Below are 12,266 nucleotides of genomic sequence, written 5' to 3'. Positions count from 1 at the left end.
GCCGTTCACCTCTTTGTCCGCGGGAATGCTTTGGTTTAGTAAAAATAGCGTTTTTGACTTAAATGACAATATTAATATTTTACGATGGCAAGTTTGAGGACAACGCGATGCCCACCTGGGCTACTATGACTTTGCGTAAATACCTTTGATCATTAATCACTTGCAAGAGGCAATGGCTACACTAGGCGCCGTTTTGGTCGTTGACCGCTCCAGCATTGTAAAAGTACTAAAATGTACCCTAATATACTACAAATCGGGGCAAAAAATAGGTGGGTACCTGTTTCGAGCCCGACTAAGCGCATGTCCTATACAATATATCGATCGGTGATTAAAATATTAATGACATTTGAAGTTATATATAATAAGATGGACGGTTGCTAGTCAAAAGTAGTCCAATTAAATGTCCCTTTGAAATAATGCCTTAGATAAGATTACATTAAGAATTTGATTTTGTGAAGTGACTTTGTAATAATTTCACTTTGAAAATTTTCTTTCACAACAACAAACAGGTCTCTGGTGCGTGTAGTGTAATAATGATTTTCGTCCAGATAACGCCCAATGTAAGATTCAACGGTTTTCAAATCTGTATTTATTGCTATGAAACAGGCTGTTTGAAAATTAAACTTGTTTAAATAAACATTCAATTTAAAGAAATCCCAAGCAAACCTACTATAAGACAGTACTGCTTCAGTTTTTATTTCGGCAATTAATTGTTGGTTAATTCGCTCACGGTTACCTTGCGACTTATGAATGATAAAATCGGGTATTGTTTTCAATTCATCAACAACATCTTCCTTACCTTCAGGGATTGCTCTTAACCGTTCAATGGCTGCCCTTATCCCCAAATCAGGATCTTCCGACCAAGCGAAGCGTTTAAGTATTTGAAGCTCACGTAAAAATGGTCGCGACTCTTTAAGCTCACCTAAATGCGCCAACACTTTATATTCAGCTAGTAGTTGACTCGTAAAGTTATTTTCATAAGTAATGAAGTTTTCGACATTAATATCCAATTGATTATCAATCATCCTAACTTCCGGGGTGTGATAATACGGTTCTTCAATTCGCCTTAGTGCCTTTAATAAATTATCAAGTGATTGCCTATACATTTGTACCTGTTCTTTTCTCTGTTGAATTAAGCCAACTATTGAAGTTGATGCAAATCCATAAAATGATAAATTTGTCTAATAACCTTATCCAAGATGAATAATATTAATATAAAGAAAATTTCTCGCAGTACCTATTATCAGCCATTTTTTGATGATGCGCCTCAAGAAGCAAACAGAAAGAAACTAGAACTAGCTTTAGAGAGAGCATGGCATAACCGTGATTTTGAAATCGAAAAATATTGGAGCCGAGCTACTTATTTTTGGGCCTTCATAGCAGCCACATTTGCTGGTTATATTGCCGTAATGGCATCAGATAAAATTGAACAACAGTTTCAAACAGAGCTCGCTTTTATAATTATTTGTATGGGTATCGTTTTCTCCGTATCCTGGCTAATGGTAAACATTGGAAGTAAAAAATGGCAAGAGAATTGGGAGAAACACATCGACATGCTGGAAGATGCGGTAACCGGACCAATCTACAAAACGGTATGGAATAAGCGAGCGTTCTCCGTCTCCAAAATCAATATTTATGTTAGCGGCTTTGTAATAGGCATATGGCTTTTATTGTCTATAGTTCAAGGATTAGGATTGCCATATACTTATCCAAACGGTGTTAAACTTGAATTAGATTTTGTTATGGTGATATCGGGTGCTGGCACCATAATATTCATCTATTTTTTATATGACGCAAGCAATCGCCCTCCTCAAGTAACCAACACTGCTAAAGATCAATTCAGTTTCGAACGACGCGCCATACATTTTGATGGTCCTGAACAAGATCAGCAATAATCCTAAATAATATAATGACGCATTACTCGGAAGAAGATAAGATTTGCCACGATTGTATCGGAGAAGAATATCTAAGTAAGGAAATCGAAAAGAAAGGCAGACGTGGAAAGTGCGTGTTTTGTGGTCGAGTGACCCGTACTTACACGCTAATTCTGATAGTTGATCGTGTCGAGCAGGTGTTGCTGGATCATTATCAATTAACGCCTATTGAACCTAGCGACTGGGAATATTATAAACAGCATGCAGACAAGGAGTCGGATTATGTATGGTATAGAGAGGGGCAAACAGTTGAGGAAATTCTTTTAAACGAATTTGACATCCGGGAGGAAGCTAGTGTTGAGATAGCTTCAATGTTGGAGGCTCGTCACAGCGACATGGATACATGGGCAATCGGTGAAGAAACAGAATTTGATTCGGGAACACATTACGAATTAAAGGGGATCAGTGATGAGCGGTGGGTTTCGGAATGGGAGCGTTTTGGAAATATTTTAAAAACTGAATCACGATTTTTTAGCGAACAAGTAGCTAACCTACTGGCCACTATATTCGACGGACTTGAAAATTTGAAGACCTGGGATGGTCAACATGTATTAACCAATATCGGCCCTACTTCGGAAATCAATAGTTTATACCGGGCGAGAGTTTTTCAAAGCCGCGAAAAATTGCTGGATGCCATTAGTAAGCCTGACATTTTGTTAGGGCCCCCGCTTCCTGTTTTTGCGATGAGTGGTCGTATGAATGCGCGAGGGATTGCAGTTTTTTACGGGGCAACAGAAACTTCTGTCGCGTTGTCAGAAGTACGTCCACCGGTAGGAAGTAAAGTGGCCGTAGGACGCTTTCAAATATTACGTACATTGAAACTACTTGATCTGCGTAAACTTAATAACATCAGAGAGTGGGTTAGCGTTTTCGATCCCCAGTATTTAGAAAAAATGGAGAAGGCCGTTTTTTTGCGCCATCTGGCCGAACGATTGACCACACCAGTTATGCCTGACGATGAGGATTTTGAATATCTAAACACCCAAGTTATTGCCGATTATTTGGCGTCGCGAACTGATGTGAATTATGATGGTATCATTTATCCATCAGTACAAGTTTCCGGTGATAAAATTAATGTCGTTCTTTTTCATAAAGCAGCGCGTGTAACACCCATTCATATTCCGGACGGAGTTCGGTTACAAATTGACGATACCGATTATGACGAGGATGGCGTTTATACTTCTTATCAAGTAGTCGAACGCATACCTAAGAGGAAAAAGAAGTTGGCAGAATCGACGGACTCGATGTTGGAGGACAAACGATTGCTATCCCTTGCCGTAGATTTGAACGACATATCAGTACACGAAATTCGATCAGTACAATACGAGGCCACTGTACATAGCGTAACACGCTCACGTTACAAAGAAACTCCGATTGGAAAAATTGAGGATTTTTGATTTAATGTTAAAGGATTATTGCGATTTATCAATTTATACATGATTAACCACATTCTATGGATCAGCCTTTTATGATCGAAAAACTCATTGCCAAAGCGATTGAAGAAGCCAAAGCAGAGTTTAAAGGAACACCTGAAGAATTTAAAGCTCATTATGAAAGCAAGATACCGGAAATGGTAAAAAGCGCTGCAACTGTGGTACTTGACGAAGTTTTTAAATATTGCATAGGTAACAAAAGTGATCTAAAAAACTGGGAAAGAAAAATTCATCGGAAAATTAAAAAGCAGTACAAATTTGGCCTGAAATTGTTCACGGCCTTTATCGAATTGAATAATCAAATCTCATCTTCAACGTACAATAAGTTTTATCAGCAATTTGAAGATTATAATGATCAGTTAAAGCTAGATACTTTAATCGCAAACCATGCCCGCGCTTGTCAAATCGCCAGCGAAGTGCGCGTCCTGATTGCTAATGGTTTTGCCGACGGTGCACACTCAAGGTGGAGGACCTTGCACGAAATCTGTGTAACTTTTCTCTTCTTGTATGATCATGATTATGAAACCGTTCAAATGTATTGTGATTATGAAATCATTGAGAAATGGAAAAAAGCCAAAGAATACCGAGCTACTTATGAAAAATTAAATGCAGAACCGATAGAGGAAACTGATTGGCTGGCTTTGGACGAGGAACGAGCGAGATTATTGGCCAAGTATGGGAAAGATTTTGGTGATAGCTACGGCTGGTTTATCAATCATATGCCTAAAGGCCGGAGGAATTTTAAGGAGTTGGAAAAGATTGCCGGTCAGGATCACTTCAGAGCGGTCTACGGTTGGGCCAATGAAAATGTACATGCGGGCGTTTCCGGTATTAGGGACCGTTTAGGTCTACGGGAGCAAGAGCAACATTTTTTTTTTTAGGCCCAAGTGATCATGGATTTTTAGACCCTGTAAAATATACTGCTGCTTCTTTAGCTGAAATGAGTCATGCTTTATTAGATATGGAAGATTCAATCATAAATTCAATATTATCTGAATTGTTAACCTTTTTTCAACAAGAACTATTAGACGCATTCGATAATTAAACCAACTTAATCAGACGATAATTAAACAAAATCCTTACCTTAGTATGTAATTGAAATGAAAAGAATCGCTCTCTTTAGCTCCGATGCCGCTGCCCTTTATAAAAAGGACATTTTTAGGATTATGGGTCTTCAAGAGGGCTTTGTCATCCACTTTCGATATGGTGTAGAGCATTTTAGTGTGCCGCTTGCTGATTTCAAAAAAAAGATAGGGACGGATGTTACCATTTTTTTTGCTCATGGCAATAAATTAAACACTCCAATAGCACAACGCACTATAACGAACGTACCTCTGCGTGAAGCACAAATAATTGCTATCGATGAAAAGACAGACACTGGTCTAATTCATGTTTATCTAAAACTTAAAGGGTTTGTAAACTGTAATTTCACTTTTGTCAATACGAATGACCAGCCCCCACAAAAATGGGTGTTGGAAATTGATGTCACTAATACGCCATCAACCTCTTGGCATGATCGACTGACTGCGATAAAGAGTGAATTTGTTAATCAGCTTTTTTATAAACTTGAACTATTTGACGACCAACATAAAAAGAAGGAGGAGCCGGTGTATTCGGCTAAACAGTTCAGTTCTTATTACCAACTTGAGGATGAAAGTCAATATTTATTGGATATTGCTTTTTTCGACACCTCGCCAACTGCATCTGAAAATTCGCAGAAATTGAGTATCTCAACAGAAGATAAAGATGCTTTAAAAATAAATGCACCACGCTTATTTGATGTTGGTGCTCGACGCGATAATCGCACATACAGCCTGTTCACTCAAGCAATTGCTTCTAAAGAAGGTTATAGTTACTTGAATTTCGAATCGCTGAACACTGATCCTAGTGCCGCTACCAGTGGACCATTACCAAATGATATTCAACTTCCTTTTGAGATCAGTAAAAACAAACGTCGTTCTTTCTATTTTGCGTTGTACACAGTTTTAGCAGCGATCAGTGTCGGGTATTCAAAACTTGTTACCGACAAGTCAGACATAAAGGGGACTTTTGATTTAGAATTGCTATGTCACACACTCTTTGCTTTGGCAATCGGTTTATTCGCCTTTTATAATCTGTATCGGCTGTTTAATAAGAAGTAAGTTGTTAAATCGAGAAATCTTTGGCTTTGAATGACAACACGTCAGAAATAACATCAGTGTTGTTTCGGCGATTATTTAACCAACGGTCTTGCCAAAAGCAAGTAATCTCAACTAGGCTTCGATTAAAATACTGTATTTCGTCTGTTTGGCCCGTTAAAAATTCCTTGTAATTCTTCGCATGTGGAACAAAGTAGATGTTTCTTTTAAAACTATGTTTCAAAAGAAAATCACCATCAAAGTTTAGAAACTCTCCCGCAGCACGTATCACACGCATTACCCAACTGGGGCCGTCACCGAATTTATGACTTATGATAATCCCTTTAGAGCGCAACATCTCAATCATCAACTGAATAGTTTGTTCACTCAAATGCAGTGTTCCATAACCTTTAGTCTGACCGATAACTTTATAAATTAAATCGTTATCAAATTTCAAACGGTTATATTGAGAACTTCTACCATACAAACTTGTGGTAAATAAACCTGCAAGATTATTAGCGACTCTTTTCTCCTTAAAGGTTATTTGATTTTTATATTTCGCTTCGTAAATCTCTCGCACCTCTTTAGACGCCAGTAGTAAAGACATTAGTTTTCCGCCAAGCAGATAATTATATGGCGGCAACGCGCCTATCACATAGGCGTCCATTGTATAAATTAGATTTTTAGTCCGTGTCTTTATATCCCAACCTATCCACTCATCTCGTTCTGGAATGTGAATAATTGGACTACCCAGTGCAGCAATACCAATGACCGGTCGCGACGGAAGCCCGTTGTCTCTTATGATTAATTTGATCCGACGGCCTACATACTCACTATACGGTGACGACCAAAAATATCGGAAAATGCGAAAAAGATCATGCTGCTTTTCGGTTGTGCAAATTTCGATAACTGGCTCGACGCTTGAATTTAACACATCAGTCCCGTCGGCGAGATTTTTACGGGCCAGGGCAAGATGTTTGTCTATCCAAGTTTTATTTTTTTCGATTATTTCCAGTCTTTTGTAAGACATAGCTTTTTGAATCACCTCCTTTGTGTAAACCTCTGGTGGCACAAGGGTAGGATATTCATCTTTTTTTTTAGGTAACTTTATTTTCCAGTTAAGACGTTCCAGATCTCGACAAATACTTTTAATTACCTGATCCTCCAATGTCACATCATTTATAGGGTCAGATGTTTCAACGGGTAGTTTCAAGATTTCCATATTATATCTGTCAATTCTTTAGGGAATTGGTGTGCTTTGTATACCTTTTTATGAACTAATTTATCAAAATTCACAACCTTAAGCGGTAGCGCGAAAGACTGATCAGCCGACACCATATATGCATTACCTCTAATTGTCTCTGTTTGGATGAATTTCGAAATTACACCATCAAAATTAATATTGGATCTAACTAGTGCTCGTATATCGTCCGTATTACCTAGATGAAAAGTGAAAAAGTTTTCAGCTTGAGTTCTGATTTCATCAGATATCGCCGAGGGGCGCTGTGTAATTCCGATTAAACCCAAACTGAACTTTCTGCCCTCTTTGGCTACTCTAACAAATGGATTAGCGTTTGATCTTACAAACTCCTCTGAAAGTACGTTTTGGGCTTCTTCGACACAAATGACGGTATTAATAATCTTATCATCATCCTGTGAAGTTAAATGCTCTTTATTGTTTTCAAAGAGTTTTCTAACTAAAATAGTAGAGATAATACTCGAATCCATATTGTCTTTCAAAGACAGATCAATTACTACGGTTTTGCCTTTTTTTAACGCTTCAAACACATCTTCCACAAGCTTAGAATTAGCATCATGTAACCCTGCGCCTTCATCGATAAGCCTACTAATCCGTTTCCGAATCGCCAACACGGTTTTTTTTGCGCTAACATCTTCTACTTCATTACCATTTTTGTCTTTTTTCATGTCTCCAAAGAAGTCAGAAAAATCTTTATGTAACTTTTGCGGATTCTTGACATAGTCGTCGATGTTCTTTATAAAATTCTGCGTGGCTGAAGCGTCAAGATATAACAAAAAGGATTTCATCACTTCAGAGAACCCAGTTCCAAAATTCAGTATGTCACCTATTGTTAAGTGAGTTGGCATATTTATTCTTACTTTACCACCAATTACACATTTCTGATTGTAGTTAGCAGAAAGTTTCTTGTCCGAATACAACACTAAATTTTCTTTGATAAATTTTTCATCTATATCGGCTAGACCATAATTTCTGGTTCCTTTAAAGCAGTATTCACCGTTTAAGTCGAAAATCAATTTCCCATAAGTATTATCGGCTATCATGTAATAGAGCATTGCTTTCATCAAGTTGGTCTTTCCAAATCCTGATTGGGCAAATATCATGGTTCGTTTTTCTTTTAACTTATTAATATCAAATAGAATCCACCGCTTTTTATCCTCTTTAAACATAATGTCCATGCCAATACACAATTTGCCAATCTCTATCCCGTCTTTATTTGCTCTATTAAGAATATCCTCAAACTCCTTTGGCGTTAAATGGCGGGCATGGTAAGAAACGGTAGGAAGTTTTCGTACAGCAGTGGTAAAATCCTCTCCATTTTCCGTATAAGTACCTAGGATTTTCACCTTGTACGTATAACTGAACATTTTCTGTTTATCGCGCTCAGACAATTCACGTTCAGCTATACGTGCATAATGAACGGCTACAAGCGTTTTATCTTGTGATCTGAAAATCGGGTCTTCGTCATAGACTTCAGCTTCTACTCTGGCTAAAAATTTCCGTCCATCTTCAGTTCTCGGTGTAAGCACAATAAAATCACCCGTCTGCGGACTTGCTTTGCTATCTTCGTAGGACGAATAAATCAACAACGCATCATCTGTTGTACGTTGACCATATAATACACCGAAGTCTTGTCTTTTATCTCCCATTTAAAATCTGTCGTTTAGGTCTAAAAATAAATTTTCTATATCTACGTGATCCATTCTTTGATCGTGATATAATGCATATTTAACACGGTTCATCAATTCGCCTTTAAATTGATCTTTAATTGTAACAAAGCTATGAACTTCTACTAACGGGTAAGGATAACCCAAAATGTAATGTTCTTGGGTTAAACGCGTTAGCTCATAAAAAATCTTATTTATTAAACCGATATTTCGTTCTGATTTTCCGTTTTCTATCTCTGGGATAACATCGAAAATATTTAGGTCTACTACAACCCAATCGTAATTTTGAAGTTTTTCAACGTAATCAAGTCTGGCAGCAAAGAAGATTCCCATTCCACGGCCCCCTGTTAAAGTCTTCCTTGCATACATGCTCGTCAAATTCACTGTCGGGATTTCCCCGGCTTTGATAGCTTTTTTTTGTTTGGCTTCAGGATAGGCAGATAACAAAATATCATCGCCAATTTCAAACCAGCAGCACAATTTTTGCCATTGAGGTTCAGCATTGCTAAAAGGATAAGTATGTTTATATACGTCTTGAAGATAATTGTCTATCTTTTTGAAAGTGGAAGCTAGTTCCAATTTAACAGGGGAGTTTTTGGTTACAGCAACTAAATGAATTCCTTTTGCTGTAAGGAACGCCGCAAGTTTGACCAAGTAAGTTTGTTTAAGATTATTGGATCTCAACGGACTATCCCTCAAAATAATATCGCCGGGCGTGACGATGCTTAGATTGGCGATTTCGTATACTAATGACCACTCGAGTACCTCCTGACAAAAACTGAGTAATTTGGAAAGCGATGAGACTATTATTTCCCTGTCAAAACTGAATATTTCATCTGGAGATACCCCGAGGAAATCCATAAAGCTTTTAACTGGTGAAAGCGCCAGCATCTCATCGTAAACAGCATGAGCATGCTGTTCGTTCGTGATTAAAATATTTTTTGGATAATAACTTTTCCCTAACGAAATAGAATCATTTTCTGGGTTGAGCTGCAGTTGTTTACCTCCATAATAACCAATATATCCAGCCGCGTATACCCCTATGGATAGCCCATTATAAAACTCCTGACTGCTGTGGCTTCCATCAATAGCGAAAAAGATGTTTTTGCCTTTGTCTATTTGGTCAAAAGCTACAATTTCGAAATAATGAGGACTTTCCGAGGCATCATCAACAGAAACAATTGAAAGCTTAGCAGGTCGATTATTTCTGCTATCAATTTCCTGAGCAATTACTTTAATAACTTGATCTGTGATTTCAGTTTGACTCATCGATCTTCTTTGATTTGAACGCAGGAAATTATTGTATGTCTTTCAATAGGATCTTTTCTACCAGATTTCATTTCAAGGACAGTCTCTATTGTGACGAGATAATCTTTTTGCAGATTGAGTCGTGGTACTGATTCAATGATTTGTTTGTCAAATTTTCCTTGAATTTTTTTATTGTCTTCCGTCAAGAAATCAAACGTGTAACGTATCCTATCTAACGCGGTAAATGTACCTTTATAACGACTTTTAATAGGTGCAGAAATATCCAACGCAGATAAGTTTTTCATTATTATCTCCGCATGATATGAGTCAAAACGCTTCTTACGCGCATTACCTTTAAAAGGGTTTGCATACTGAACAGTGATACTTACATCGTTTTCTTTTATTGACTTCAAGAAACCAGAAAATGCAGTTAACATTGACTGAGAGTACATGGAGTCATTTAATTTAGATAAATCAGTACCTGCTTCAAATAAATTAAAAATAGTCTCTGTAATAGTTTCAGAAGTGGTTTTGCCAGTGTTGTCGTAAATAACTGGTTTCAAAGGTTTTAAGAAAACACTAAATGATGCTGCTTTGTCATACAAGTATTCGGTTACAGCTAACTGCTTTACTTTTTCAAGTTCCCCTTTTTGCCAACGAGATTTCGCAGTAGTCGGTGCCACCGTTTTATTACTGCGGTCAAATAAATTAACTACAGTAGCTTCTGCAATCTTATGATAGTTTACAAGTGCTTGGCCCAATACCTGGCTTTGGATTTTGCCATAACCAACTTTGTTGTTCTTGGACGCTAGATGTAAATTTATTAATTCTGTGCCTGTGTTCTTGGATTCCTGAAGAATGTCGAATGCGTAATCTTTATTAAATAACACGATGTTCTTTAGTTTGAACGAGTCAATAATACGATTTAACTCAGAGGCTTCATGTTCGTCAAAGCAAACATCATTTTCAGGTAAATAAGACTTTGGAAAGTTATTAACCGCAATGATTTTGCAAGAATGGATATTGTCAATGCTGTCAAACTCGACGCAGAACATCAGATCCTTAACTGGATTAGAGATCAAAACACTATAAGGTAATTTGCCAAAAATGTATTTTTCTAGTAAATCTAACTTTACTTCAAAGATCACATAGCGATTTAAAATCTCATCATTGTCTAACCAGGCTTTGATAAATGGACTGCCATCTGAATTCTTATAAACACCTATCAATGACCAATCAAAAAACAATAAGTCGCCTATCCATTCTAACTGGAATGGCGGTTTATCTATTTCTATACCTTCTATATTGATCATAGCCTTAAATATTAATAGGTATTTGTTTTACGATTGTATATCTGTTTGCGAAACTCGTGTTTTCAAATTCGTGCAATTCAAAATGACCGTCTCTTCCCGGCTGACATGCTACACCATCTGATTCTACGATTCTGCATTCCGTTATAAACTCGCCAACCGAGTTTTTAAACATTGGAACTTTAGCTAAAATAGATAGAAATCGTTGTTCGGCTTGTTCAACGGTCGAAAAGAAAGATAGAGCATAGTTGCTGCAAATAATCTGACAAGAAGCATTATTCGGAGCATTACGTATCAAAATAGGGGGAACGTGATTATTCTGATGAGCTAAATCAGCTTTTGAGAATCTATAAGAAATACGATTAACCGGTTTGAATAATTTTAAATCAGGGCAGTTGCAAGAAAGTTTATTTAGTTGCTCTTTATATTTAAATATGTAATTATTTGTGATAGTAGGCATTATAAGTAAAAGGTTATCTTTCAAAGTTAAAAAATAATTAAATAAGTTTTCACCTCAGGATTACAGAAGAACATATACTTCTAAAAGGTTATCATGAACTTGTACTTGTATAGGTCTTTTTAACATACGAGTTTAGATTCGGATTAAAAATAGCGCCCCCTGTTTACACCGCTAAAATAATCAGCATGTAAACAGGGGGCGTAAGGGCTTCGCGTATGCGAAGCCGCCGGCCAATTTCAATCAATCACTTTAGCAGGTATAATAAAATGGCAGCTACCACTAATACTCTGCCCAACCATTGGCCAAGCCTTTCTATAATGGTGGTGCCTATGGCAGAATGATAATGTTTAAGTGCTGCAAACCTGCAACATTACGGCGGTAAAACCTGCGCCTGCCTATGAGGTAAAGAATAATCAAGCCTGCCAGTAAAAGCAGCACGGCGTAAATGTTCATTCGGGTGGTATATGCAATTAACGCGGGCATGATCTTAAAGCTTTGGTAGTTTTAATAATTCAGTTTCTAGGTTCTCCGGCATCAAAGGCGGATGTTCGGCAAGGCTGGTTTTTACTGGCTGGTGGTCTGCGCCAAAAGCAAAAGCAATGCGTAAAGGCCTTGCTTTATTGATGGCTTCAATCCGCGATTTGCGTTTTTTAAGTGTGTGGTAAACATCCCACAAAGCCAGGTTAAAATCTAAGCCTAAACCGATAATGTGGTGATTGTTAAAAAGCTTACCGTTCCGCTTTCGTATGGTTAGCCAAAAATCAAACTCGTAGCCGATGGTTAATTTTGCGGTGGTGGTTTCCGTTTCCATCGTGTAGAAATTTAAAGGGGCTTGCGCC

Annotated in this window: 12 protein-coding genes; 4 read left to right on the top strand and 8 right to left on the bottom strand. The window is 37.6% G+C overall.

The annotated features are described in order from the left end of the window. Positions 1 to 431 precede the first annotated feature (431 nt). Positions 432 to 1,106 carry a hypothetical protein gene (locus LT679_RS02065; protein ID WP_232175254.1) on the bottom strand — a complete coding sequence of 225 codons (675 nt, stop codon included), beginning with the start codon at positions 1,104 to 1,106 and terminating at the stop codon, positions 432 to 434. A gap of 93 nt (positions 1,107 to 1,199) precedes the next feature. Here LT679_RS02065 and LT679_RS02060 point away from each other — a divergent pair, with 93 nt between their 5' ends. The 4 genes from LT679_RS02060 to LT679_RS02045 all read left to right on the top strand — a co-directional run bounded on the left by LT679_RS02060 (position 1,200) and on the right by LT679_RS02045 (position 5,508). Beyond that, complete coding sequence (locus tag LT679_RS02060; protein WP_232175253.1) at positions 1,200 to 1,895, top strand: RipA family octameric membrane protein; 696 nt, start codon at positions 1,200 to 1,202, stop codon at positions 1,893 to 1,895. A gap of 14 nt (positions 1,896 to 1,909) precedes the next feature. Next, positions 1,910 to 3,331, top strand: a complete 1,422-nt coding sequence (locus LT679_RS02055; protein WP_232175252.1) for an RES domain-containing protein — start codon at positions 1,910 to 1,912, stop codon at positions 3,329 to 3,331. 56 nt (positions 3,332 to 3,387) lie between these two features. Further along, the gene (locus tag LT679_RS02050) at positions 3,388 to 4,248 is read left to right on the top strand and encodes a DUF5677 domain-containing protein (protein WP_232175251.1); all 861 of its coding nucleotides are present in this window, start codon (positions 3,388 to 3,390) and stop codon (positions 4,246 to 4,248) included. Positions 4,249 to 4,467: 219 nt separating this feature from the next. Beyond that, complete coding sequence (locus LT679_RS02045; RefSeq protein ID WP_232175249.1) at positions 4,468 to 5,508, top strand: hypothetical protein; 1,041 nt, start codon at positions 4,468 to 4,470, stop codon at positions 5,506 to 5,508. A gap of 4 nt (positions 5,509 to 5,512) precedes the next feature. Here the strand turns inward: LT679_RS02045 and LT679_RS02040 are convergent, their stop codons facing one another. From LT679_RS02040 to LT679_RS02010, 7 genes are all read right to left on the bottom strand, one after another. After that, a complete protein-coding gene (locus LT679_RS02040) occupies positions 5,513 to 6,706 on the bottom strand; it encodes a Druantia anti-phage system protein DruA (RefSeq protein WP_232175248.1) in 1,194 nt (397 codons plus the stop codon). Further along, on the bottom strand, positions 6,694 to 8,391 hold the full coding sequence (locus tag LT679_RS02035; protein ID WP_232175247.1) for an ATP-binding protein: 1,698 nt from the start codon (positions 8,389 to 8,391) through the stop codon (positions 6,694 to 6,696). Before LT679_RS02035 ends, LT679_RS02040 begins: the two co-directional genes overlap by 13 nt. After that, positions 8,392 to 9,678, bottom strand: coding sequence for a hypothetical protein (locus LT679_RS02030; RefSeq protein WP_232175246.1), 1,287 nt, complete (start codon positions 9,676 to 9,678; stop codon positions 8,392 to 8,394). Then, positions 9,675 to 10,970 (bottom strand): hypothetical protein, encoded by a 1,296-nt coding sequence (locus LT679_RS02025; protein WP_232175245.1) that lies wholly within the window; start codon positions 10,968 to 10,970, stop codon positions 9,675 to 9,677. Before LT679_RS02025 ends, LT679_RS02030 begins: the two co-directional genes overlap by 4 nt. 4 nt (positions 10,971 to 10,974) lie before the next feature. Beyond that, positions 10,975 to 11,451, bottom strand: a complete 477-nt coding sequence (locus LT679_RS02020; RefSeq protein ID WP_232175244.1) for a hypothetical protein — start codon at positions 11,449 to 11,451, stop codon at positions 10,975 to 10,977. Positions 11,452 to 11,754: 303 nt separating this feature from the next. Beyond that, the gene (locus LT679_RS02015; RefSeq protein WP_232175242.1) at positions 11,755 to 11,910 is read right to left on the bottom strand and encodes a hypothetical protein; all 156 of its coding nucleotides are present in this window, start codon (positions 11,908 to 11,910) and stop codon (positions 11,755 to 11,757) included. Positions 11,911 to 11,914: 4 nt separating this feature from the next. Then, positions 11,915 to 12,238: a hypothetical protein gene (locus tag LT679_RS02010; RefSeq protein ID WP_232175241.1), complete on the bottom strand. Its 324-nt coding sequence runs from the start codon at positions 12,236 to 12,238 to the stop codon at positions 11,915 to 11,917. Between the last annotated feature and the right edge of the window lie 28 nt (positions 12,239 to 12,266).

This window comes from Mucilaginibacter roseus (assembly GCF_021215455.1).
GTDB lineage: Bacteria > Bacteroidota > Bacteroidia > Sphingobacteriales > Sphingobacteriaceae > Mucilaginibacter > Mucilaginibacter roseus.
This window is presented reverse-complemented; position numbering and strand designations above follow the sequence as displayed.